This is a genomic window from Bacteroidales bacterium, assembly GCA_023228145.1.
Classification (GTDB): domain Bacteria; phylum Bacteroidota; class Bacteroidia; order Bacteroidales; family CAIWKO01; genus CAIWKO01.
The window spans coordinates 1-23930 of record JALOBU010000007.1 but is presented as its reverse complement, the minus strand read 5'-3'; the positions used below and the strand labels follow the sequence as shown (position 1 = coordinate 23930).

The following is a 23930-nucleotide window of genomic DNA, read 5'->3' as shown; positions in this document are numbered from 1 at the left end:
GTGGAAATCATAGTTTAGGAAATTTCTATCAACAGCTCGTTCTTACTCACCATTTGCCCTGATTTAACAAAAACTTTTTTAATTTTTCCTGAAATATTTGTAATAATTTCATTATCCATTTTCATGGCTTCAAGTATTAAAAGTTTTTGCCCGCTTATCACCTCATCTCCCTTTTCGACAAACACTTTTTTAATGGTACCGGGAATAAAAGATGTTATGTGTTTATGAGTATAGGGTGAATATGGTTTTCTGTTTTTGTATTTGTTAGTTAGTGTAGTACTATAGTCTTCTCCCAGCACATTAAGAATATATAATTCCGGTTTTACAAGTTTCTTTTTTTTACTCATAGTAATTTGCAATTAAAAGGGAGGAATACCATGTTTTTTAATAGGTCTGTCTTCTTTTTTTTGTGCAGAAATTTCGAGTGCATGAGTAATAAAGTTTCTGGTTTCAAGGGGGTCAATCACGGCATCAACATAACCATATGCTGCTGCTACGTATGGGTTGGCAAATTTTTCCTTATAATCTTCTATTTTTTTTCTGCGTGCTTCTTCGGGGTTGGGAGCGTTGAGAATTTCATTTTTAAAAATAATATTTGCTGCACCTTCTGGACCCATCACGGCAATTTCTGCCGTTGGCCAGGCAAGGACGAAATCTGCCCTTAAATGGTGAGAACACATGGCAATATAGCCACCGCCATATGCTTTTCTCAGAATAACTGTGATTTTAGGAACTGTAGCTTCAGAATATGAATAAAGAACTTTTGCCCCATGGCGTATGACACCGGCATGTTCCTGGTCAATGCCTGGCAGGTACCCAGGTAAGTCAACGAAAGTGATTAATGGTATATTAAAAGAGTCACAGAATCGGACAAACCGGGCAGCTTTGTCCGAAGAATCAACGTCAAGAACTCCGGCAAGAACCATGGGCTGGTTGGCAACAAATCCAACGGATTGCCCGTTGATACGAGCAAACCCGACTACAATATTGGCTGCAAACATTTGCTGGACTTCAAAAAAATCAGAATCGTCACAAATGGCTTTAATAATGTTTCTTACATCATATGGTTTTTTTGAATCTGTAGGAAAAAGTTCCGATATTTTATATTGTTTTGTTTTGGGTTGTTTTATAGGGAATGGTTCTGCTTTTTTTGTATTATTCCATGGAATAAAAGAAACCAGCTTTTTTATTTGATCAAAACACTCCAGCTCACTTTCTGCATAGAAATGTGCATTGCCGGTTATCTCTGCGTGGACTTTAGCTCCACCCAGATCTTCCATAGAAATATCTTCTCCAAGCACGGTTTTTATTACTTCAGGCCCTGTAATGAACATTTTGGATATTTTGTCAACCACAAAAACAAAATCTGTTAATGCAGGAGAATACACTGCTCCTCCGGCACATGGGCCGAGGATAACTGAAATTTGTGGAATAACTCCTGAGGCCAGCGTATTGCGGTAAAAAATTTCACCATACCCGGCAAGAGAATTTACCCCTTCCTGAATACGTGCCCCGCCACTATCATTAATCCCAATCAGTGGAACTTTTAGTTTCATGGCATGGTCCATGATTTTTGCAATTTTTTTTGCATGCATATATCCCAGAGAACCTCCTGCAACTGTAAAATCTTGTGCATAAATACATACAGGATAGCCGCTGATAGTTCCTGTTCCGGTTACAACACCATCGCCGGGCAGGTATTTTTTATCCATATCAAAATCCTTTCCTGCATGTTCCACGAAAAGATCATATTCATGAAATGAATCAGAATCCAGCAATGTAAGGATACGCTCTCTTGCTGTCATTTTTCCGGTGGCTTTTTGCTTTTCAATTGCTTTTTCGCCACCTCCCTGTAAGGCACCGTGCATCCGTTTCCTGAGCTCAGATGTTTTTTGTCTTAAAGACATATATTGGTAGTTAAGTTAAATGAAAAAGTCAACAAATATATTCTTTTTTATTGCATAAATTTTTTCTTTTTTGTTAATCATTGTTAAATACTACATTAAATAATGTAGCTAAACTAAAGATTATTAATTAATTTCAAATAAATATTTATTTTTGTTTGACAATACCCATGAATATAATGAATATTGAAGAGTTTCGGATTTATTGTCTTTCGAAAAAGGGAGCTACCGAATGCTTTCCTTTTGATAATGACACATTGGTTTTTAAAGTTTTGGATAAAATGTTTGCCCTAACAGGATTAAGCGGGGATTTCATTTTAAGTCTAAAATGCAATCCTGAAAAAGCTATCGAATTGAGGGAGAGATATCCTTGTGTTCAACCTGGGTATCACATGAATAAAAAATTCTGGAATACTATCGTAATTGACGGAAGTACTACTGACGAAATATTATATCAATGGGTTGACCATTCTTATGATGAAGTAGTAAAGCAAATGAACAGAAACAAAAGAACACTTTTGGAAATGTTATGATAAATAAAAGCGTAATCGTTTTTTTTCTTGTTTGTGTTTCGTTAATTTTAAACGCCCAAAATGTCCTTATTCTTGAAGGGAAAGCAACGGGAAAATCATATAAATATTACACCGGAGATAAGATTTCTCTACTGACAGGAGAAACGGATAAAAAAATTTCCGGGAAAATAACAGATGTCCTCGACTCTTCATTTGTGGTTTCTGATAATTATGTCATAAATATCAAAGATATTACTATAATTTATCGCACAAGGTTTGGATTTGAAATTGCGTCACTCATATTGCTGGGTTTTGGTACGATGTATTTTGTTCTTGATGTGGTAAACAATTCTATAAACAATGAACAGCCGGTATTCAAAGAAGAAGTTGGTATTGTTGCAGCGGCACTTATTGCTTCTGGTGGAATTTTGCAGGCATTTGCATACCGTAAATGCCTAATAGAAAATGGCAAATGGAAAGTCAGAATTGTTGAACAGGTTAAGTTCAGACAGATGTGATAAGTTCGCTGATAATTTTTGTCATTTTAGGCTCAGCGTTGTTGGCGGCTTTAATAACTTCTTCGTGAGATATCTCAACGATTTTTCCTTCAACTCCAAGATCCGTAATAATTGAAACTGCAAAAACCGGAAGCCCCATATGCCTTGCAACAATTACTTCCGGTACCGTTGACATCCCCACACAATCAGCCCCTACAAACTTAATATATTTATATTCTGAAGGTGTTTCAAAACAGGGTCCGGTTACGGCAGCATAAACACCGGTGCGACATAGAATGTTATTCTTTTTTGCAATATTAAGTGCCTTATTAATTAAGTTTTTATCGTATGCATCACTCATGTCGGGAAAACGTGGCCCTATCAGGTCATCATTTTTGCCTATCAGGGGGTTGGTGCCCATAAGGTTTATATGGTCGGTGATTATCATAATATCCCCAATAGAAAATTCCGGGTTAACTCCTCCGCTGGCATTTGATAATATAAGCGTTTTAATTCCAAGGTGTTTTAATGTTTTTATAGGGTAAGTAATTTCTTGCATATTATATCCTTCATAAAAATGGAAACGTCCCTGCATAGCCAAAACATTAACTCCCTTGAGTGTACCAAACACAAATTGCCCTTTATGTCCTATTACTGTTGAAACGGGAAAGTGAGGAATATCCTGATATGGGATACTGGCAACCTTATGAATTTCGCCGGCAAGATTTCCCAATCCTGTTCCCAATACAATTCCAACAGCAGGTTCAAAATTTGTTTTACTTCGGATGAACTTAATTGTTTCATTGATTTTTTCTAACATAGTCTAATAAGGTTTGATTGAAAAATATTTTGTCTTTTTCCTGAAATTCCATTTCTACCGGTATATAAAACAGGGGAAGATTCCTGTATTTGTCAAATGTTTTTTCTGTACAAAGCCTGCTGTAATCTTTTTCAGTGGTTATTATTATTTTATTTTCAGAAACAATATTTAGGAATTTCCCGGAGATTAAATCCATATCTTTTTCAGAATAAACATGATGGTCCTTAAAGCGGAGCGAAAATAAAGTTTTGCAGTTTTGATTTAAATATTTTTCCAAAGGCTCCGGATTGGCTATACCAGAAAATAGCAGGACAAAGACTTCTTTCAAGTCAGTATATTTGTGCATCATTTCTGTATTGACAGCTACAGGAGGCAGGTACTTAATGGATGAAAAAAGAATTTTCTGATGAGGCTCGGGCTTTAGGCGTTTGATAATTTCATCTTTTTTTGTTTCGGAAATATTTGCCGGACACTTTGTTACAATAATAATTTTTGCCCTTTTGGCGGCAGAACGGAATTCACGAAGACGCCCGGAGGGGAGTATCAAATCATTTGAATATAAGTTGTCATAAACTGTCAGCAATATGTTTAATCCAGCCCGGACAGCTCTGTGCTGGTAAGCATCATCAAGAAGTATGCACTGTGTTGAAGGAAATTTGTTAAGAATTTTATGAATGCCCTGAGCCCTTTTTTCGCAAACGGCAACTTGTATTTCAGGAAATTTCAGAAAAAATTGTAAAGGTTCGTCTCCAATCAATTCTGCTGTAGATTTTGAATCAGCAAGTATGTATCCTTTTGTTTTCCGTCCATATCCGCGGCTAAGTGTAAACAAATTTGTAATGTTATTTTCAAGCAGCGTACGGATAATATATTCGATAGCCGGTGTTTTTCCTGTTCCGCCTGTGTTAATATTTCCAACACATATAAGGGGCGTAGGAAAAGCGTAAGAGCGTATAATTTTTAAATCATAAAATATATTTCGAAAAATAATTCCAATACCATATATCATGGAAAAGGGTAATAAAATTATTTTCAGAAATAAATTCATGTCAAAATACAAGTTGAAAGTTTGTTTCAGACAGCGTTTTTTCTGTATTGTATTAAAAATCAATATTTATTATATTGGCAAAAATAGTAAAATAAAATTTGTCTACTCCATGAAGAAATTTGCGACTATTGTTTTATTAGTTTTATGTTTTGTTGCCATGGACAATATAAGTTTATTGAAACAGACAGTTATGCTTCCTGTGCTGATTATGCGCTTTATGACAGCAATAACATCAAAGTGAATTTGCCTGAAAATTTTCAGGAGGCTATGAAATGTCCTTTTTTGCTTAACATACATGAAGGCATAATTACGTTTGCTGAAAACAATAAAATAAAACAGTATTTTATTCCTTCAAAAAAAGAGATATCTATACTGGAATATTATTCGGACATTGATGGTATCTGTGGCCCAGAATGGTCGCCAGATAATAAAAAAATTATGTTTATAATTATCAATCAGGAACATAAACATGGCTACAAAGAAATGTGCAGGATAATAGTTATTACAAGAGGTTCTGACGGTTTGCCGGCAGAAAAGAAAAAGTTCGACTTGACGATAAATTTTGAATGTGGAAGTATTTGTACTTCATCTTCCGGAGAGGATTTTTGTTTTGTTGACAATGAAACCATAGAATATAAAAGGTATACAGAAATCCAGAAAGGTCCCGGGACGAAGGTTAAAATCAGCCTTCAATAAATTCCGAAAAAAACTTATTAACAATTTTAGACAATAAGTGGCTGATTAACAGGCCGTTATTTTTTGTGGCTTGTTTTTTTTTATTATTTTACTAAAAAAGTGTAAAAAAGTGTAAAAAGGTGGGAAATTTATTTTTATCTTTACAGACTAATTTTTTTATTTTTTATGCTGGAATTAAAAGGAGAATTTGAATGTAAGCTTGATGGGAAAAACAGGCTGGTGTTTCCTGCCGGGCTAAAAAAGCAGCTGCCTTTGACTTCGGCTAAAAAATTTGTTATAAACCGGGGTTTTGAGCAATGCTTGGGTTTATATACTGTTGAAGCCTGGGAAACCATCATAAAAGAAATAAAGAAACTTAGCAGGTATAAAAAAGATGCCAGGAATTTCTTAAGATATTTTTACAGGGGTGCCACAGAAATTGAATTAGACGGGACTAACAGGTTGCTTTTGCCAAAAAGTTTGTTGAAATATGCTGGTATTGAAAAAGAGGTCTTGGTTTTTGCATATCTAGACAGGATAGAAATCTGGGACAAGAACAAGTATGAAACTCTTATAACAGATGAACCTGAAGGTTATGCTGACCTTGCTGAAAAGGTACTTGGGAACATTGAACTTCTGACAGATGAAGATATTTCATAATCCAGTGATGTTGAAAGAGGCTGTTGATGGATTAAACATTAAGCCCGGCGGGATTTATGTTGATGCAACTTTTGGAGGCGGAGGACATGCAAAAGAGATACTGAAAAAAATAGAAAATGGCCAGCTTATGGCTTTTGACAGGGACATTGATGCTATTAAAAACAAGGTGGATGATGAGCGTCTGATTTTACTAAACAACAACTTTCGTTATTTGAAACATTTTTTAAAATATTATAAAGCCATACCTGTTGACGGGATTCTTGCAGACCTCGGGGTTTCATCACATCAGTTTGATACCGCTGAACGAGGGTTTTCTACACGATTTAACTCAAAGCTGGATATGAGGATGGATATACGTAATGCGAATACTGCTGTGGAAATAGTGAATGATTATTCCGAGGAAAAACTTTCTGAGATTTTTAACAATTACGGGGAGTTAAATAATCATAAAGCATTAGCAAAAAAAATTATAAGATATAGAAGCTCCAAAAAAATCCTGACCGTTGATGAATTAAAAATGGCAATTTATGAACTTATTGACAAAAGCAATGAAGATAAATTTATGGCTAGGGTATTTCAGGCACTACGTATAGAAACAAATCAGGAACTGGAGGCTCTGAAAGAAATGCTTACACAAAGTCTGGATGTTTTAAAACCCGGCGGGCGCCTGGCGGTGATTTCATACCATTCCCTGGAAGACCGCATGGTAAAGAATTTTATGAAATCCGGCAGGTTTGATGGAGAAGTGGAAAAAGATATGTTTGGAAATTATTTTACTCCTTTTACCCTAATAACAAAAAAGCCTTTAACACCTGATGATATTGAAATAAATCAAAACAAAAGAGCCAGAAGTGCCAAATTAAGAATTGCAGAAAAAAACTAATGACACAAAACGAATTTAAAACAGAAACAAACGAAACTGTTAAGGAAAAAAAGAAAATAAAAAAAACGCACGAATTGCGTCTATGGTCAATTTTCAGAAGTATTCTTAACGGCGAGGTTCTGACAACTCAGGCTGTACTAAAACTATTGCCGTTTGTTTTTTATTTGTGTTTTTTAGTGGCTCTTTATATCGGGAACTCCTATAACTATGAACGTGGTATTAAGAAAGCTTCAATCTTAAGCGACCAATTGATTGAACTTGAAAATGAATATATAAAAACACAATCGGAGCTAATGCTTATTAAGTTACAGTCGGAAGTAGCAAAAAGATTGGATAGCTTAAAAACCGGAATAAAAGAACCTGAAACTCCTCCCAAATCAAAAATTAATGCTGAGGAAAAACACAAGGCAACACAAAACCCATGAGAGAGAAAAGAAAATCAATATTGGCAAGAGCATATCTGATTTATATTCTGGTAGTTATTTTCGCTGTCATTATCGTAGGGAGAATAATTCATATTCAGTTTGTTGAAGGGGACTATTGGAAAAGGCAGGCCAGTCAGAAAAATGAGATAAGCGTTGCTTTTGATCCGAGGCCGGGGTTTATATATGCAGACAACAAAGATTTACTGGCTGTTTCCCTGCCGGTTTATCAGGTAAATATCAATCTTGATACCAGTGCGCTGAAGGATTCTACTTTCAATAAATATGTAGGGTATATGGGAACCTATCTGAGTTTGTTTAATGATAAAACAACAAAAAACAGAAGTAAATATATTAAGCAATTACGGAAAGCGCAAAACAATAAATATTATTTATTATTTAAGGAAGTTAATTTGACTGAATTAAAAAAAATAAAACGCTTTTATAATCTTTTGGGTAAAGAAAAACACGATGCATTAACTATTACAAAAACTTTTAAAAGAATATATCCGCTTAAAAATCTTGCTTATTTTACTATAGGCTATGAACGTCTCGCAGAATATGATGTTTCAATCCGGATTAAAGATTTAAAAAATCAGGAAAAAAAATGTATAAAAAATCTTGATACTTTAAGCCAAAGCTTTTCAAATATTTTTGGTGAATATTCACGAGATTATTACCGCGACGACCTGATTAATACATATCGGGGAAAACGTGGCGGAGTAATGAAAAAAAAGATTGATGTTTTTCAGCTACAGGAGCTTACGAAACTTCCTGTTATTAAAGATGGAATTCCAAGTAAAAAAGATATCATCAGTTATATTGATTCTATATACAAAAAGACAGAAAACCCTGTTCGCCTTGGTATTTTGGATATTAAAAAATGTTCGGAATCACATTTTATCGGGCTGCAAGGACATTATCATAATGAACTTCGCGGGCAAAAAGGTTTTGTTGTACAACGTAAAGTAGGAACAACGTTTGTGGATGTCCCGGATAATACAAATTTAAGGCCATCTAATGGCGATGATTTATATACTACTATTGATATTAATCTGCAGGATGTTGCCCAAAGTGCCCTGAGAAAAAGTCTTGATTCAACTCATGCCGACTGGGGTTGTGCAGTACTTATGGAGGTTAAGACAGGGCATATTAAAGCCATGTCTAATCTTTCTATAGGTAAAGATGGAAAATACTATGAAAAGCGTAATTATGCATACAGACAAAGGTTTGAGCCTGGTTCAACACTTAAACTTGCTTCGGTCATAGCCGCTTTGGAGCGTGGCCGGCATGACACAAGTTTTATTGTGCTAAGCGGGCAAATAAAGTATAGTGACTATCCTAAGACTATTGTGGACAGTCATAAAGAAGGATATGGATATATTTCAGTGGGGAAAGCTTTTGAAAAATCATCAAATGTCGGGATTACTTATTTAACAAGGGAAGCATTTAAAAAAGACCCCAATAATAAAAACGATATTGAATTAGATAAATTCAAAAACCTTATTATTAGAATGGGCCTTACACAAAAAACCGGAGTGGATTTATACAGAGAAACCAGTCCGTTTTTTCCTTTTATGGAACCCCCTTTTGTAAGAGCTGACTTTATTGCCGTTGCCTTTGGCTATGCCGCAGAACTAACACCTCTTCAAATTCTTGCTTTTTATAATGCTGTTGCCAATGACGGAAAATATATGAAGCCGATGCTTGTTAAAGCAATCGGAAAACATAAACCCAGTGGTGATACAATAATACAAAGGCATCCTGAAGTTTTGATTGAACAAATTTGTTCAAAGTCTACAATTATAAAAGTCAAAAAATTACTCGAAGGGGTTGTTATAAGAGGTACTGCACATAATATTGGTTCTTCTGTTTATAAAATTGCAGGGAAAACAGGTACTGCCGAAATTAAAGACCGTGGCGGAAACTTTGTCGGGCACGTTGCTTCTTTTTGCGGATATTTTCCTGCTGATGACCCCATGTATTCCTGTATTGTTGTTGAATTCAATATGAAAGGCATAAATGTTTTCGGAAGCGATGTGGCCGCTCCGGTATTTAAGGAGATAGCGGATAAAGTATATTCTACAAGGGTTGACATTAAAATAAAAGAAAATAAAATGCCGGAAAAATTATCGCTTCCGCAGTTAAGTATAGGCTACAGAAGTGATATTGAAAAAATATGTACTCATCTGAATTTTCCATTTATAAAGGGTAAAAACACATCAGAGTGGTCATCTCTAAATAAAAATAAAAATCAGGTCTATCAATCTGATGTCAGGATTGTGGATAAATGGATGCCTGATACAAAAGGGATGACGGCAAAAGATGCTGTATATCTTCTGGAAAAAACAGGAGTTAAAGTTATTGTAAGAGGAAAGGGGAGAGTTCAAGAACAATTGTATAATAAAGAGAAAAAAACGATAATACTTAAATTGGAAAGTAATGTGTAGCAAATGCAGTACGTGATTTTACAACATATATTAAAGGGTTTAAAAGTTAAAGGTATTTACGGAACAGAGAATGTTTCTATTAGTACTATATGTTTTAATTCAAATGATGCGATTAAAAACAGTCTTTTTGTTGCAACAAGAGGAACACAATTTGACGGGCATATATATATTGAAAGCGCAATTAAAAATGGCGCCATAGCAATAGTTTGTGAAAAAACACCTGAGCAACTATCGACAGGTGTTACTTATGTTCAGGTTAATGATAGTGGCGCTGCGCTTGGAATGATTTGTTCAAATTATTTTGATGATCCTTCATCAAAACTAAAATTAATTGGAGTTACCGGAACAAATGGAAAATCAACAATTGCCACATTGCTTTATCACTTGTTCAGAAACCTGGGATATAAGGCCGGGCTTATTTCTACTATAAGGTATTGCATAAATGACAAATATCTTCCGGCAACACATACAACCCCGGATTCATTTGCCATTAACAAACTGTTATCTGAAATGGTTGCTGAAAAATGCGAATACTGTTTTATGGAAGTCAGTTCTCACGCTGTGGTACAAAAACGCATAGCCGGGCTGAATTTTAAGGGTGGGATATTTACAAACATTACACACGACCACTTGGATTATCATAAAACCTTTAAAAATTATATTGAAGCAAAAAAATCATTTTTTAACAAATTATCTTCTGATGCTTTTGCCCTTACCAATATTGACGACCGCAATGGCGAGGTAATGATTCAGAATACAAAGGCAAAAAAATATACATACAGCATGAGACAAATGGCAGATTTCAAGAGCCGCATGATTGAGAACACCTTAGATGGTATGCATATAGAAATTGCGGGGAAAGAGCTATGGTCTGAACTTGCTGGAGAATTTAACACTTATAATATTACTGCTATTTATGCAACAGCTGTTCTCCTTGAACAGGAACAAAACCAGGTATTAACAATTCTGAGTGGGTTACAGGCTCCGGAAGGACGCTTTGAAAGCATAAAAGACGAAAAAAATGTAGTAGCTATAATTGATTATGCGCATACACCTGATGCTTTGAAAAATGTATTGAGCACCATTAATCAAATTCGGCAAGGCAAAGGAAATTTAATTTGCATTGTGGGTGCGGGTGGTGACCGCGACAAAACAAAACGGCCCGAAATGGCGAAAATTGCTGCTGCTATGAGCCAAAAAGTTATATTCACTTCGGACAATCCCAGATCGGAAAACCCGGAAACAATTATTGACGACATGATGACAGGCATTGAAATAACAGATAGGAAGAAAGTGCTTAAAATTATTAACAGAGAAGAAGCAATAAAAACTGCTTATGCTTTAGCAAGAGCAGGAGATATTCTTTTAATTGCCGGGAAAGGCCATGAAAAATATCAGGAAATAAAAGGTGTGAAAACCCCTTTTGATGATAAAAAAATTATTAAAGAACTAATGAATTTATAGTTATGTTCTATTATTTATTTGATTATATAGATAAGCAATTTGATTTCCCCGGAGCAGGAGTGTTTCAATACATTTCTTTCCGTGCAGCGATGTCAATTATTACTTCACTTTTTATTTCCCTGATTGTTGGGAAATGGATAATTAAATACCTTAGAAAAAAACAGGTTGGAGAAACCGTTAGAGACCTCGGATTGCAAGGTCAGATTGAAAAGCAAGGGACACCAACTATGGGCGGCATTATTATACTTTGTGCTATTCTTATTCCGACATTATTATTTGCGAAACTTCACAATATTTACATCATATTGATGATTATAACCACTATCTGGCTTGGGATTATTGGTTTTATTGATGATTATATCAAGGTGTTTAAAAAGAATAAAAAGGGCCTGGCCGGGAAATTTAAAATCCTGGGACAAATAGGCCTTGGAGTAATTGTGGGGATGACAATGTATTTTAGCGAATCTGTGGTAATTAGAGAACGAGCTGATATTAATTTGAAAGAAAACCTTGTAAATACAAATAGCATTTTTAAAGTTGAAAACTTTAGCGAATCATCAAAGATTTATTCTAAAGAAACTATAAAATCATCAAAGACAACCATTCCATTTGTTAAAAATAATGAATTTGACTATTCAAATCTGATTGCGTGGATGGGAAACGGTTATCAAAAATGGGTTTTTTTAATCTTTATACTTATTGTGATATTTATTATTGCCGGCGTTTCAAACGGGGCAAACCTGACAGACGGGTTGGACGGTCTGGCAACGGGCACTTCGGCAATTATAGGTGTTACTTTGGCCATTTTTGCTTATGTTTCCGGCAGTATGGTGTTTGCAAACTACCTGAACATCATGTATATTCCAAACTCCGGAGAACTGGTAGTATTTATAAGCGCTTTTATTGGTGCTTGTATTGCTTTTTTATGGTATAATTCATACCCTGCGCAAATATTTATGGGAGATACGGGAAGCCTTGCGTTGGGAGGTATCATTGCCGTTTTTGCTATAGTGATTCGCAAGGAATTGCTGATACCCTTGTTTTGCGGTGTTTTCCTGATACAAAGCTTGTCGGTTATATTGCAGGTTGGGTATTTTAAATATACAAAAAAACGTTTCGGGGAGGGAAGGCGAATATTTAAAATGGCGCCTTTGCATCATCACTACCAGAAGTCAGGCTATCACGAAGCAAAAATAGTAATGCGCTTTTTTATAATCGGAATATTGCTCGCGGTTTTATCTGTAATAACATTAAAAATTAGATAAAAATGAAATAAAAATGAACCCCCGTATTGTGATACTTGGTGGTGCAGAAAGCGGAACTGGTGCGGCGGTACTGGCCAGAAAAAAAGGCTTTGATGTTTTTGTGTCAGATTCAGGAAAAATTAGCGATAAATATAAGGACGTTCTTTTACATAATGACATAAGATATGAAGAAGGAGGACATTCGGAGGGAAATTGCCTGAATGCAGACGAGGTGATAAAAAGCCCGGGAATACCCGATGATAATTCATTGCTGCTGAAAATCAGAAATCGCGGAACCCCGATTATTTCGGAAATAGAATTTGCAGCAAGGTTTACTAAAGCTGTAAAAGTATGTATTACGGGAAGTAACGGGAAGACAACAACAAGTACACTTGCTTATCATATTCTGAAAAAAGCAGGTTTAAATGTTGGATTAGCAGGCAATGTCGGTCAAAGTTTTGCGGGTCAGGTGGCCGAGAAAAAACATGATTATTATGTGCTGGAATTGAGCAGTTTTCAGCTTGACCATATGTACAATTTTAAAGCTGACGTTGCGGTGATAATGAACATTACGGAAGACCATCTGGACAGATACAATTGGAACTTTCAGAATTATGTGGATTCAAAATTCAGAATTATACAAAACATGACCGGCAAAGATTATTTTATTTATGGTGCAGACGATAAAGTACTTCATGAAGAAATAAATAAACGAAACACTCCGGCTTCTGTCATACCGTTTTCACTTCATTCGACTTATCAAAGAAATGGAGCTTATGTAAAAAACAATGAATTGGTTATTAATATTAAATCAAAAAAAATAAAAATATCAATGGAAAATTATTCATTACTTGGCAGGCACAATCTTTACAATTCTATGGCTGCAGGCATTATTTCAAGGGTTTTTGATATTCGCAAAGACATTATCAAAGAAAGCCTTTCCGAATTCAGGGGTATTGAACATCGCCTTGAGTTTGTGACAAAAGTTCACGGAATAGAGTTTTATAATGATTCAAAAGCGACCAATGTAAATTCAACATGGTTTGCCCTTGAAAGCATGACAAAACCTGTGATATGGATTGTGGGAGGCCTTGATAAAGGTAACGATTATTCTGCCTTAAAAGATTTGGTGAAAAGCAAAGTTAAGGCCATAGTATGTCTTGGAACTAATAATAAAAAAATATTAAAAGAATTTACACCGATAGTGCCTGTTTTAAAAGAAGCAACATCTGCTGAAGAAGCTGTTCATACCTCATATTACCTTGGCGTTCCCGGGGATATTGTTTTATTGTCTCCTGCCTGTGCCAGTTTTGATATGTTTAAAAATTATGAAGACAGAGGGACTCAATTTAAAAGAGCTGTTTACAATTTGTAAATAAAACAAGCAATGAAAAAACTTCTTTCATTAGTTAAGGGCGATAAGGTTATTTGGGTTGTTGTTATTATTTTAACTATGGTGTCTGTTTTGGCAGTATATAGCGCTACAGGCTCGCTTGCTTATAGCAAGGAAGTGGTTCCGGAGCAATACCTGATAAAACAAATATTAATTCTGATAATGGGTTTGGTATTGATGTATTTTTCACATCTGATTAAATATACACATTACTCAAAGATATCTCAGATAGCTTTGTTTATTTCCGTTATTCTGCTAGTAATAACAATATTTAAAGGGGAAACAGAACACGAAGCAACACGCAGGTTAATTTTGCCGGTTATTAATCTTAAATTCCAACCCTCAGATTTCGCAAAACTGGCAATTATTATGTATCTGGCACGCCTTCTTTCCAGAAGGCAGGAAGAGATGAGTGATTTTAAAAAAGGTTTTTTACCAATATTAATTCCTATTGTTGTGGTTTGCGGCTTGATTCTTCTTTCAAATTTTTCAACATCAGCTATACTATTTGCTACTTGTTTGATACTGATTTTTGTGGGCAGGGTAAGGACAAAATATATTTTATCTCTTCTGGCTGTAATGCTTGTTACAGGGGGAATGTTTTATCTGATAGCAAAAAAAGTTCCGGGTATCGGCAGGTTTAAAACAGTGGAAAGCAGAATTGAGACATTTTTAGGGATTAAATCAGAAAAAACCCCTGACAATGTTTTTCAGGTGAATCAGGCAAAAATTGCGATAGCAACAGGCGGGATTGTGGGGAAATTTCCCGGGAACAGCACTCAACGCAATATTTTACCGCAAGCGTTTTCTGATTTTATTTTTGCAATAATCATAGAGGAATATGGCTTGATTGGCGCTATTGTTATCATATTTTTGTATCTCATCATCTTATACAGGGGTATAAGAATCGCGTCTAAATGCGATAAGTTTTTCGGAACATTACTGTGTCTGGGAATAAGTTTTGTTATTGTTTTTCAGGCAATGATAAATATGGGAGTTACACTTGATTTGTTGCCGAATACCGGTCAAACACTTCCCATGATTAGCCATGGAGGTACATCCATTTGGCTGACCAGCATTGGCATAGGTATATTGCTAAGTATCAGCAGGGCCAATGATGAACTGGAAAAACAAAAAAAGCAACAGGAAGATAATGCGGAGATAAAAATAAATACTACCAATGGGGACTGATAAAAAATTTATAATAAGTGGTGGCGGTACTGGTGGCCATGTGTTTCCTGCAATTGCAATTGCAAATGCTGTTAAAGCAAAATGTCCTTCTGCAGAAATACTTTTTGTTGGAGCTAAAGGACGCATGGAAATGGAAAAAGTTCCCGAAGCAGGTTACCAGATTATTGGATTAAATATAAGTGGAATACAACGGAAACTCACATTAAAAAATATTTCCACTTTTTTCAAATTAATTGGGAGTCTGGTAAAAGCAAAAAAAATTATTAAACAATTCAAACCGGATATAGTTATTGGTGTGGGTGGTTATGCAAGCGGACCCGTATTAAGGGTGGCATCAAACCTGAAAATACCTACATTGATTCAAGAACAAAACTCATATCCCGGAATAACAAATAGAATTTTATCAAAAAATGTTAACAGGATCTGTGTTGCCTATGAAGGTATGGAAAAGTATTTTCCTGAAGAAAAAATTATATTGACAGGCAATCCGGTCAGGCAGGATATTTATGTTTTAGATGGGAAAAAAGAGATGGGGCTGAAAATTTTTGGGCTTGATAATACAAAAAAATCAATTCTGGTTGTTGGAGGTAGTTTGGGGGCACGCACAATAAATGAAGCAATTCTAAATGGATTGGAATTATTTAAAAAGAACAATATTCAATTGATATGGCAAACAGGAAAAGCTTTTTTTGCCACCGCACAACAAGCATGTAATGATTTTAAGGATGCTGGGATAGCAGCTTACGCTTTTATTACCCGTATGGATTATGCTTATGCTTCCGCAGATTTGGTGATTTCAAGAGCCGGAGCTATTGCCATATCAGAAATTTGTGTAACTAAAAAACCTGCAATACTTATCCCGTCGCCAAATGTGGCAGAGGATCATCAAACAAAGAATGCATTGTCATTATCTAAAAAAACGGCTGCAATCCTTGTGAAGGATAATGAAGCCAGAGATATACTTGTCAAAGAAGCTATTGGGTTGATAAATGATAAACAGATGTGTGAAAAAATCGTTAGCAATATTACACGTTTTGCACACAAAAATGCAGCGGATAGTATTGCCGATATAATCTTGGATATGATAAAAAAACAAGAATAATGCACAACACCCGAAAAACATATTACTTTTTAGGAATCGGAGGCATAGGCATGAGTGCTTTGGCAAGATATTTTAAAAAACAGGGTTGCGATGTAAGCGGTTATGATAAAACACCTTCTCAACTTGCAAAACAACTTGTGGAGGAAGGTATTGATGTGCATTATGAAGAAAATATTGAAAAAATCCCTTCTCAAGCGGATTTGGTGGTATATACTCCCGCAATCCCTGAAGATAATAAAGAATATCAGTTCATTTTAAAAAACGGGTTTCTTATTAAAAAGAGAGCAGAAGTTTTGAGTGAATTGACCAATAATTTGTATTCTATTGCTATTGCCGGAACTCATGGGAAAACTACCATAACAGGAATGATCGCGCATATTTTATTTTCAGCCGGAACACCTGTCAATGCATTTGTTGGAGGGATTATTAAAAACTATAATTCAAACCTTATAACATGTGAAAATGCTGAAATAGCTGTTCTGGAAGCCGATGAATACGACCGTTCGTTTTTATGGTTGACGCCAGATATAGCTATTGTTTCTGCGATGGATGCGGATCATCTGGATATTTATTCGAACAAACAAAATCTTCAGGATAACTTCCGTCTTTTTGCTCAAAAAATAAAAGAAAACGGAAATCTTTTAATTAAAAAAGACTTAGATATTAATGCAAACAAGAATATAAACTCGTACAGATATTCCCTCCAATCCAAAACGGATTTTTATGCTAAAGATATAAGGATAGAGGATTCGCATTATTGTTTTACGGCGTGTTTACGTGGGGAAGAAGTACCTGTTTTGCTTCAAATTCCTGGAATGCATAATGTTGAAAATGCGATGGCTGCCATTGCCGCCTGTTTTCTTGCAGGAGTGAATTCCATACTGATTAAAAAAGGTATCGAAAGTTTCATGGGTATCAGCAGGAGGTTTGATATCAGGTATGAGAAAAAAAACATGGTTTATATTGATGATTATGCTCATCATCCTGAAGAAATGAAAGCCGTAATATCAACTCTTCGAGATTTGTACCCCGGAAAAAAAAAAACCGGAATTTTTCAGCCGCACTTGTTTTCAAGGACATTACATTTTGCTGATGAATTTGCCAAAACGCTGGATATGCTTGACGAAGCAATTTTAATGGAAATATACCCTGCCAGGGAAACACCCATTGAAGGAGTAACTTCCGACATGTTACTGAAAAAAATGATAATTGATAATAAAAAAATATTAAGCGAAAACGAGATTTGTGAATTTGTAAGGAATAACAATATTGAAGTTCTAATTACCATGGGAGCAGGTGATATTGACCGGTTGGTTTTACCCATTGAAGAAACTCTTGAAAAAAAATGAAAAGAAAATGGATTAAAATTGTATTGTGGTTTGTTTCTGTAATTTTATTTGCAGTATTGGTTGTTTTTGTGGTAAAAATTTATGGAAGGAATAAATGTAAGGCCATTCAGATAATTATTAATACTTCTGAAAATAATACATTTTTAACCGAACAGGATGTCAGAACATATATTAATTCGTATAACAATTCATTAGTTGGAACTAATTTGTCTGATATTGATACTGAAAAAATAGAATGCTTGGTGAACGGCCATCCATATGTATTAAAATCAAAAGTATATACAACGATAAAAGGAATTCTTAAGATTGAAATCACTCAACGTTTGCCTATCGCACGAATTCAAAACATGTTTGATGAAATATATTACTTGAGCGATGACGGGCGCATGATGCCCGTGCCAGAAAAAAAATCAGCAAGGGTTGTTTTGGTAACTGGCAAAATTCCCAATATTTATAACAATGTTATTAATCTGGATATAGATTCAGCAGAAATTATGAAAGATTCTGCGCATTTTATGACAACGCTGTATAAAGTTTACAAAATGGCCAGATTTATAAATAAAAATGATTTCTTTAAGGCACAGATACAACAAATTGTAGTTGATTCTGTGGGAAATTTTGAATTGTTACCCGAAGTTGGAAAACATATTATTATTTTTGGAGATGAAACAGATATGGAACAAAAGTTTGAACAATTGGAGCTTTTCTATAACAAATCTATATTTATTGAAGGTTGGGATAAGTATGATACCATTAATGTGAAGTATAAGAATCAGATAATTTGCTCAAAAATAAATTTATAAGAATATGGAATCATCAGAAATTATTGTAGGACTTGATATCGGCACATCCAAAATTGCTGCTATTGTTGGCCGCCGTAATGAATTTAACAAAATTGAGATTTTAGGGTATGGCACCGCGGAATCCATAGGAGTGAAAAGGGGCGTGGTTATCAATATTGATAACACTATTGAGTCAATTAAAGCAGCTGTAAAAGAAGCTGAACTGAAATCAGGGGTAAATATTAAGTGTGTTAATGTTGGTATTGCCGGACAACATATACGAAGCTTACAGCACAGAGGTAATATTATTAGAAATTCGATGGAGAGTACCATTACACAGGAGGATATTAATCAGTTAATTGATAATATGTACCGCCTTCAAACAAACCCCGGTGAAGAAATTATTCATGTAATTCCCCAGGAATACATTGTTGATAAAGAAACCGGAATAAAAAAGCCAATAGGAATGGCCGGGGCAAGCCTGGAAGCAAATTTTCATATTATCACAGGAATGGTAACGGCCGTTAAGAACATTTATCGTTGTGTTGACCGTGCAGGGTTAGAGATTGTTGACCAGATTCTGGAGCCATTGGCATCTGCTGATGCCGTGCTTAGTGCTGAAGAAAAAGAAGCCGGGGTGGTATTGGTTGATATCGGAGGCGGCACAACCGATATTGCAATTTTTCAGGACGACATTATAAGGCATACTGCTGTTATTCCTCTTGGAGGCGATATTGTTACCGAAGATATTAAGGAAGGATGTACAATAATTAAAAAACATGCCGAAAAACTCAAGATATTATACGGTTCGGCACTTGCAAGCGAAAGCAAAGCCGACGAATTTGTATCCATACCGGGCATACAAGGAAGACCGGCAAAAGAAATCAGTATGCGCAACCTTGCCGGAATCATTCAGGCCAGAATGGAAGAGATACTGGAATATGTGTATAATGAAATTAAATCGTCGGGCTTTGAAAGAAAACTGATCGCCGGGATAGTACTTACAGGCGGCGGGGCACAACTAAAAAATATTTCCCAGCTTGCAGAGTTTATTACCGGCATGGAAACTCGTATTGGATACCCTAATCAACATCTTGCCGATAATGTGGCAGAAGCCATGGCATTACCCATGTTTGCAACTGGAGTAGGCCTGGTGCTTAAAGGTATTGAAAAACAAAGCAAAATCATTGAACCCAAAGTCATAAAAGTAGACCAGATACAAAACCATTCCAAAAGAACAAAAGGGAGTTTTTTTGAAGCGTTTTTTAAAAAGGGGAAAAAGTTTTTTGATGAAGATGTGAAATAGTACGGTTTTGTTAACGCAGAATTAACAATGAACAGTTAATAATTATTTTACAAAAAGATTACTGAAAATTAATATTAGTTTTATTTTAGTACTTTCAATAAAAAAGCCTATGACAATAAAATTCGATATGCAAAGTAATACACCTTCAATCATTAAAGTTGTTGGTGTCGGTGGTGGTGGCAGCAATGCCGTTAATCATATGTATGACCAGGGAATAAAAGGTGTGGATTTTATAGTATCGAATACTGACCAGCAAGCGTTGCATATGAGCCCGGTTCCCAACAAAATACAACTGGGAGCTTCTTTAACAGAAGGCTTAGGCGCCGGAGCAATTCCTGATACAGGGAAAAAAGCAGCTCTGGAAACCATTGATGAAATAAAAGAAATATTACAAAAAAATACTAAAATGGTATTTATTACTGCCGGTATGGGAGGCGGAACCGGAACCGGAGCTGCTCCCGTTATCGCACAGGTGGCAAAGGAAATGGGAATATTAACTGTGGGGATAGTTACCATTCCGTTTTCATTTGAAGGGAAAAAAAGAAAACAACAGGCAGAAGCCGGACTGGAAGAAATGAGAAAATATGTGGATACTTTATTGGTGATATGCAATGATAAACTCAGGGAGTTATACCGCGACCTGAAACTTTCTGAGGCTTTTCATCGGGCGGATGATATTCTTACTGTTGCAGCCAAAGGAATTGCTGAAATTATTACTGTTTCGGGGTATATTAATGTGGATTTTAATGATGTGAATACTGTAATGCGCAACAGCGGAGCTGCCATCATGGGAACAGGTATTGCCGAAGGAGAGGACCGTGCAGTAAAAGCGGTGGAAATGGCTCTCTCCTCACCCTTGTTGAATGATAATGATATCAATGGTGCTCAAAACATTTTACTTTATATTGCTTCCGGTAAAGAAGAAATTACTATGGACGAAGTTTCGGAAATAACTTCATATATTCAATCGGCTGCAGGGATGACTGCAGAAATAATTTGGGGAAACGGCAATGATGACAGCCTTGGCGATAACATTAGCGTTACACTTATTGCCTCTGGATTTAAGCAGGACATCAATTCAGAATTTATGTCGAATGACACAAAACAACAGGAGAGAAAAGTCAGGGACCTGGATGAAAAAATACAAAAAACAGAAAATATAGCACCTGTTGTTGAAAATGAAATGAAATTGATAAAAAAAGACACTGAGCAAGAAGATAAATATTCAGGTGTTAAAACTTCAGATGAACAAAAAAACATCAAAGAAGAATCACATAGTGTCATTAATTTTGTGGGAGAAGAAAGCCCTGTACAGGTTGAACTGAAAATAGAAGATAATGATTTTGGAATGTTCAAATATATTAAACAAGTTGAAACAGTAACCTCACATGTTAATGAGCCACTAAAACAGGATTATAATGAGTTCAATCCTAATGTGCCAAAAAAAGAACTGGATAAAACGGATAAAGATTTGTTGAAATATAAAAGTACAGGTAGGGTGAGTGATTTGCGTGAATTAAGCCAGAAAATTAAAAATCAGGAGGGGTTAAAAGAAATTGAAGATAAGCCTGCATACTTACGCCGCAATTTTCCGATGGTAGATAACAAACCTTCCTCTGAATCTGAAATTTCAAACCTTTCATTAGGTGAAACGTCCGATAAAAAAACCGACATCAAGCCAAATTCATATTTGCATGATAATGTAGATTGAGCATCTCATGAGCCTTGAATTAAAAATTAATGAAGATATTAAGCAGGCAATGCTTGCAAAAAATAAAAGCTTGCTGGATGCCTTACGTGCCGTAAAATCAGCATTATTACTTGCAAAATCTGAAAAAGGCAATGCAACAGTAAATGAAGAAACCGAGATTAAAATCCTTCAGAAACTTGTAAAACAACGCAGGGAAAGCGCTGAAATATATATTTCTCAAAACAGAAAAGATTTAGCAGATACCGAGCTGTATCAGGCCGACATCATTCAAAAGTATTTGCCCCAACAAATAGGAGAAGATGAATTAACAGCCATTATCAAAAGCATCATTGCGGAAGTTGGAGCAACATCAATGAAAGATATGGGCAAAGTGATGGGTATGGCAGCAAAAAAATTATCCGGAAAGGCTGATAATAAAGCTATTTCTGAAAAGGTAAAACAAATTTTGGGAATATAATCTTCCACCTGATAACTCAGAAAGCTTAACTTTTTTTAACCGGCTTATACATTTTTAATAGTATAGGCTAAAAAGCTTTTAAGCACTTAACACACAAAATCCAAAATGTGTAAATTTGTCAGTATGAATGTATGCACCATACTTGATAAAGCTTTAAAAATACAAGTCATATCAAAAGCCGAAGCTATTTATTTATACAAGGAAGCTTTGTTGCCGGAGCTTATTTATACTGCCAATGAGATAAGAAAGAAAAAACATCCGGGAAATTATGTTGGCTGGATTATAGACCGGAATGTAAATATAACAAATGTCTGTTTTTCTCAGTGCCTTTTTTGTAATTTCTGCAGGAAGAAAAATGATAAAGATGCCTTTATAACAACTTTGGAACAATACAAACAAAAAATTGAAGAATTGTTTTCGCTTGGAGGTAATCAATTGTTGTTGCAGGGAGGTATGCATCCTGAACTGGGTTTAAAATTTTATACAGATTTATTTAAAACACTTAAAAAACAATTTCCTTTATTGAAGTTGCATGCTTTAGGACCGCCCGAAATAAAATTCATTGCAAAAAAAGAGAAACAATCATATCGGTTTGTCTTAGAAGATTTAATGGAGGCAGGGCTTGACAGCTTGCCCGGAGCCGGAGCTGAAATTCTTTCCGACAGGGTAAGAAAAATAATATCTCCTGCAAAATGCACTTCAGAAGAATGGCTTGAAATCATGCATGTTGCTCATCAACTGAACTTACCTACTTCTGCAACTATGATGTTTGGCCATATTGAAACTCCGGAGGAGAGAATAGAACACCTGATCCGAATTCGTGAAATCCAGGACGAAAAACCTGAGAACTCTTATGGTTTCTTATCTTTTATTGCATGGCCTTTTCAACACAAAGGAACTGTTTTGAGTAAAAAATTCAGAATTGAAAATTTAATTTCAGCCAATGATTATATAAGGCTGATAGCAATGAGCCGCATTATTTTAGATAATATTCCCAATATACAACCTTCTTGGTTAACAGTAGGCGTCCCGGTGGCACAGCTTTGTCTGCATGCAGGTGCCAATGATTTTGGCTCGGTGATGATAGAAGAAAATGTAGTTTCAAAGGCAGGAGCAACATACCGTATGAATAAAAACGAAATGATTTCCGCCATAGAAAATGCCGGTTTTAAACCAAGAAACAGAAATCAAAAATTTGAGTATTTTTGACAATTAAAAAATAAAAATGAAAAAGTTTGCCGTTATTCTCGCAGGTTCTGGACACCTTGACGGTTCAGAAATACACGAAGCCGTCATGACATTACTCGCTATTGACAAGCTCGGAGCTTCTTATACTATTTTCGCTCCGGATATAAATCAGTATCATGTCATGAACCATTATACGAAAACAGAGATGAAAGAAACCCGCAATGTATTGATAGAAGCTGCACGCATTGCTCGAGGGAATATTTACCCATTGTCGGAATTTAATGCTGAAAAATTTGATGCACTTGTCATCCCCGGAGGTTATGGCGCTGCAAAAAACCTTTGCACTTATGCTATTGATGGCACAGAAATGAAAATAAATGCAGATGTTGAAAAAGCGTTGAAAGCCATGAAAGAAAAAAATAAACCGATAGGCGCATTGTGCATTGCCCCCGTGATACTTGCCAAGGTGTTTGGTAATATTACTGTTACTATTGGCACCGACCCGGCAACAGCAAAGCATTTGGAAATCATGGGGGCGCATAATACTGGCACGGGTCACGGGGAAGTGGCTGTGGATGAGAAAAATAATATTTTTACAACCCCTTGCTATATGTTGAATGCCAGAATTTCTGATATAGCCGAAGGAGCAGAAAATCTAATAGAGAAGATGTTAGAAAAGATCTGACATTACGAGGTACAATTTATTCTTATTAGTACGTTTTTAGAATGAGCTGTAATCAATATTAATTCCTGACTTCTGACGTTTAGTGCGGTAAAATATTCCATTTTGAAATCAGTTTCTCCAGAGGGCTTTTCATAATGCTTTTTATTGGCGACCGAAAAGTGAAATTTTCTTTCGTTAAATTATCTTG

Annotated in this window: 23 protein-coding genes; 19 read left to right on the top strand and 4 right to left on the bottom strand. The window is 35.6% G+C overall.

Annotated features, from left to right (window positions below; genetic code table 11):
• Nucleotides 1-14: 14 nt before the first annotated feature.
• Both M0R16_04955 and M0R16_04950 read right to left on the bottom strand, forming a co-directional pair.
• The gene (locus tag M0R16_04955) at nt 15-347 is read right to left on the bottom strand and encodes an acetyl-CoA carboxylase biotin carboxyl carrier protein subunit (GenBank protein ID MCK9612230.1); all 333 of its coding nucleotides are present in this window, start codon (nt 345-347) and stop codon (nt 15-17) included.
• A gap of 12 nt (nt 348-359) precedes the next feature.
• Nucleotides 360-1907, bottom strand: coding sequence for an acyl-CoA carboxylase subunit beta (locus tag M0R16_04950; protein MCK9612229.1), 1548 nt, complete (start codon nt 1905-1907; stop codon nt 360-362).
• A gap of 176 nt (nt 1908-2083) precedes the next feature.
• On the opposite strand from M0R16_04950, the gene M0R16_04945 reads away from it, so the two are divergent.
• The gene (locus M0R16_04945; GenBank protein ID MCK9612228.1) at nt 2084-2437 is read left to right on the top strand and encodes an MmcQ/YjbR family DNA-binding protein; all 354 of its coding nucleotides are present in this window, start codon (nt 2084-2086) and stop codon (nt 2435-2437) included.
• Nucleotides 2434-2934 carry a hypothetical protein gene (locus M0R16_04940; protein ID MCK9612227.1) on the top strand — a complete coding sequence of 167 codons (501 nt, stop codon included), beginning with the start codon at nt 2434-2436 and terminating at the stop codon, nt 2932-2934. The genes M0R16_04945 and M0R16_04940 overlap by 4 nt, the downstream gene beginning before the upstream one ends.
• Here the strand turns inward: M0R16_04940 and M0R16_04935 are convergent.
• Both M0R16_04935 and lpxK read right to left on the bottom strand, forming a co-directional pair.
• Nucleotides 2921-3733, bottom strand: a complete 813-nt coding sequence (locus M0R16_04935) for a purine-nucleoside phosphorylase (GenBank protein MCK9612226.1) — start codon at nt 3731-3733, stop codon at nt 2921-2923. The two genes, M0R16_04940 and M0R16_04935, sit on opposite strands and share 14 nt — an antisense overlap.
• Entirely contained in the window at nt 3714-4781 is a 1068-nt protein-coding gene (gene lpxK / locus M0R16_04930; protein MCK9612225.1) for a tetraacyldisaccharide 4'-kinase, read from the bottom strand. The genes M0R16_04935 and lpxK overlap by 20 nt, the downstream gene beginning before the upstream one ends.
• A gap of 144 nt (nt 4782-4925) precedes the next feature.
• Here lpxK and M0R16_04925 point away from each other — a divergent pair, with 144 nt between their 5' ends.
• The 17 genes from M0R16_04925 (at nt 4926) to elbB (ending at nt 23743) form a co-directional block, all read left to right on the top strand.
• Nucleotides 4926-5477, top strand: a complete 552-nt coding sequence (locus M0R16_04925; GenBank protein MCK9612224.1) for a hypothetical protein — start codon at nt 4926-4928, stop codon at nt 5475-5477.
• A 165-nt stretch (nt 5478-5642) separates the two neighbouring features.
• Entirely contained in the window at nt 5643-6116 is a 474-nt protein-coding gene (mraZ, locus tag M0R16_04920; GenBank protein ID MCK9612223.1) for a division/cell wall cluster transcriptional repressor MraZ, read from the top strand.
• Nucleotides 6100-6999 (top strand): 16S rRNA (cytosine(1402)-N(4))-methyltransferase RsmH, encoded by a 900-nt coding sequence (gene rsmH / locus M0R16_04915; protein MCK9612222.1) that lies wholly within the window; start codon nt 6100-6102, stop codon nt 6997-6999. Before mraZ ends, rsmH begins: the two co-directional genes overlap by 17 nt.
• Nucleotides 6999-7424 carry an FtsL-like putative cell division protein gene (locus M0R16_04910; GenBank protein MCK9612221.1) on the top strand — a complete coding sequence of 142 codons (426 nt, stop codon included), beginning with the start codon at nt 6999-7001 and terminating at the stop codon, nt 7422-7424. The genes rsmH and M0R16_04910 overlap by 1 nt, the downstream gene beginning before the upstream one ends.
• A complete protein-coding gene (locus tag M0R16_04905) occupies nt 7421-9871 on the top strand; it encodes a penicillin-binding transpeptidase domain-containing protein (GenBank protein ID MCK9612220.1) in 2451 nt (816 codons plus the stop codon). Before M0R16_04910 ends, M0R16_04905 begins: the two co-directional genes overlap by 4 nt.
• A gap of 12 nt (nt 9872-9883) precedes the next feature.
• Complete coding sequence (locus M0R16_04900; protein ID MCK9612219.1) at nt 9884-11335, top strand: UDP-N-acetylmuramoyl-L-alanyl-D-glutamate--2,6-diaminopimelate ligase; 1452 nt, start codon at nt 9884-9886, stop codon at nt 11333-11335.
• A 2-nt stretch (nt 11336-11337) separates the two neighbouring features.
• Entirely contained in the window at nt 11338-12600 is a 1263-nt protein-coding gene (gene mraY, locus M0R16_04895) for a phospho-N-acetylmuramoyl-pentapeptide-transferase (protein ID MCK9612218.1), read from the top strand.
• Between the two features lie 13 nt (nt 12601-12613).
• Complete coding sequence (murD, locus tag M0R16_04890; protein ID MCK9612217.1) at nt 12614-13954, top strand: UDP-N-acetylmuramoyl-L-alanine--D-glutamate ligase; 1341 nt, start codon at nt 12614-12616, stop codon at nt 13952-13954.
• Nucleotides 13955-13966: 12 nt separating this feature from the next.
• Nucleotides 13967-15163: a putative lipid II flippase FtsW gene (locus M0R16_04885; GenBank protein MCK9612216.1), complete on the top strand. Its 1197-nt coding sequence runs from the start codon at nt 13967-13969 to the stop codon at nt 15161-15163.
• Nucleotides 15153-16265: an undecaprenyldiphospho-muramoylpentapeptide beta-N-acetylglucosaminyltransferase gene (gene murG / locus M0R16_04880; protein MCK9612215.1), complete on the top strand. Its 1113-nt coding sequence runs from the start codon at nt 15153-15155 to the stop codon at nt 16263-16265. Before M0R16_04885 ends, murG begins: the two co-directional genes overlap by 11 nt.
• Nucleotides 16265-17614 carry a UDP-N-acetylmuramate--L-alanine ligase gene (murC, locus tag M0R16_04875; GenBank protein MCK9612214.1) on the top strand — a complete coding sequence of 450 codons (1350 nt, stop codon included), beginning with the start codon at nt 16265-16267 and terminating at the stop codon, nt 17612-17614. The genes murG and murC overlap by 1 nt, the downstream gene beginning before the upstream one ends.
• Nucleotides 17611-18417, top strand: coding sequence for a hypothetical protein (locus tag M0R16_04870; GenBank protein MCK9612213.1), 807 nt, complete (start codon nt 17611-17613; stop codon nt 18415-18417). The genes murC and M0R16_04870 overlap by 4 nt, the downstream gene beginning before the upstream one ends.
• A gap of 4 nt (nt 18418-18421) precedes the next feature.
• Nucleotides 18422-19702 carry a cell division protein FtsA gene (gene ftsA / locus M0R16_04865; GenBank protein ID MCK9612212.1) on the top strand — a complete coding sequence of 427 codons (1281 nt, stop codon included), beginning with the start codon at nt 18422-18424 and terminating at the stop codon, nt 19700-19702.
• A 109-nt stretch (nt 19703-19811) separates the two neighbouring features.
• Entirely contained in the window at nt 19812-21413 is a 1602-nt protein-coding gene (gene ftsZ / locus M0R16_04860; protein ID MCK9612211.1) for a cell division protein FtsZ, read from the top strand.
• A gap of 7 nt (nt 21414-21420) precedes the next feature.
• Nucleotides 21421-21870 carry a GatB/YqeY domain-containing protein gene (locus M0R16_04855; GenBank protein ID MCK9612210.1) on the top strand — a complete coding sequence of 150 codons (450 nt, stop codon included), beginning with the start codon at nt 21421-21423 and terminating at the stop codon, nt 21868-21870.
• Nucleotides 21871-21975: 105 nt separating this feature from the next.
• Complete coding sequence (gene mqnC, locus M0R16_04850) at nt 21976-23079, top strand: dehypoxanthine futalosine cyclase (GenBank protein ID MCK9612209.1); 1104 nt, start codon at nt 21976-21978, stop codon at nt 23077-23079.
• 16 nt (nt 23080-23095) lie between these two features.
• Nucleotides 23096-23743 carry an isoprenoid biosynthesis glyoxalase ElbB gene (gene elbB / locus M0R16_04845; protein ID MCK9612208.1) on the top strand — a complete coding sequence of 216 codons (648 nt, stop codon included), beginning with the start codon at nt 23096-23098 and terminating at the stop codon, nt 23741-23743.
• The last annotated feature ends 187 nt before the right edge of the window (nt 23744-23930 follow it).

Bases quoted from the DNA above. Each gene is read 5' to 3' on its own strand.
- M0R16_04885 (MCK9612216.1), top strand. From the start codon at position 13,967: ATGAAAAAACTTCTTTCATTAGTTAAGGGCGATAAGGTTATTTGGGTT.
- elbB (MCK9612208.1), top strand. From the start codon at position 23,096: ATGAAAAAGTTTGCCGTTATTCTCGCAGGTTCTGGACACCTTGACGGT.
- mraY (MCK9612218.1), top strand. From the start codon at position 11,338: ATGTTCTATTATTTATTTGATTATATAGATAAGCAATTTGATTTCCCC.
- ftsZ (MCK9612211.1), top strand. From the start codon at position 19,812: ATGACAATAAAATTCGATATGCAAAGTAATACACCTTCAATCATTAAA.
- murD (MCK9612217.1), top strand. From the start codon at position 12,614: ATGAACCCCCGTATTGTGATACTTGGTGGTGCAGAAAGCGGAACTGGT.
- M0R16_04940 (MCK9612227.1), top strand. From the start codon at position 2,434: ATGATAAATAAAAGCGTAATCGTTTTTTTTCTTGTTTGTGTTTCGTTA.
- murG (MCK9612215.1), top strand. From the start codon at position 15,153: ATGGGGACTGATAAAAAATTTATAATAAGTGGTGGCGGTACTGGTGGC.
- M0R16_04955 (MCK9612230.1), bottom strand. From the start codon at position 347: ATGAGTAAAAAAAAGAAACTTGTAAAACCGGAATTATATATTCTTAAT.
- murC (MCK9612214.1), top strand. From the start codon at position 16,265: ATGCACAACACCCGAAAAACATATTACTTTTTAGGAATCGGAGGCATA.
- M0R16_04870 (MCK9612213.1), top strand. From the start codon at position 17,611: ATGAAAAGAAAATGGATTAAAATTGTATTGTGGTTTGTTTCTGTAATT.
- mraZ (MCK9612223.1), top strand. From the start codon at position 5,643: ATGCTGGAATTAAAAGGAGAATTTGAATGTAAGCTTGATGGGAAAAAC.
- M0R16_04855 (MCK9612210.1), top strand. From the start codon at position 21,421: ATGAGCCTTGAATTAAAAATTAATGAAGATATTAAGCAGGCAATGCTT.
- rsmH (MCK9612222.1), top strand. From the start codon at position 6,100: ATGAAGATATTTCATAATCCAGTGATGTTGAAAGAGGCTGTTGATGGA.
- M0R16_04910 (MCK9612221.1), top strand. From the start codon at position 6,999: ATGACACAAAACGAATTTAAAACAGAAACAAACGAAACTGTTAAGGAA.
- mqnC (MCK9612209.1), top strand. From the start codon at position 21,976: ATGTGTAAATTTGTCAGTATGAATGTATGCACCATACTTGATAAAGCT.
- M0R16_04935 (MCK9612226.1), bottom strand. From the start codon at position 3,733: ATGTTAGAAAAAATCAATGAAACAATTAAGTTCATCCGAAGTAAAACA.
- M0R16_04905 (MCK9612220.1), top strand. From the start codon at position 7,421: ATGAGAGAGAAAAGAAAATCAATATTGGCAAGAGCATATCTGATTTAT.
- M0R16_04945 (MCK9612228.1), top strand. From the start codon at position 2,084: ATGAATATTGAAGAGTTTCGGATTTATTGTCTTTCGAAAAAGGGAGCT.
- M0R16_04950 (MCK9612229.1), bottom strand. From the start codon at position 1,907: ATGTCTTTAAGACAAAAAACATCTGAGCTCAGGAAACGGATGCACGGT.
- ftsA (MCK9612212.1), top strand. From the start codon at position 18,422: ATGGAATCATCAGAAATTATTGTAGGACTTGATATCGGCACATCCAAA.
- lpxK (MCK9612225.1), bottom strand. From the start codon at position 4,781: ATGAATTTATTTCTGAAAATAATTTTATTACCCTTTTCCATGATATAT.
- M0R16_04925 (MCK9612224.1), top strand. From the start codon at position 4,926: ATGTTTTGTTGCCATGGACAATATAAGTTTATTGAAACAGACAGTTAT.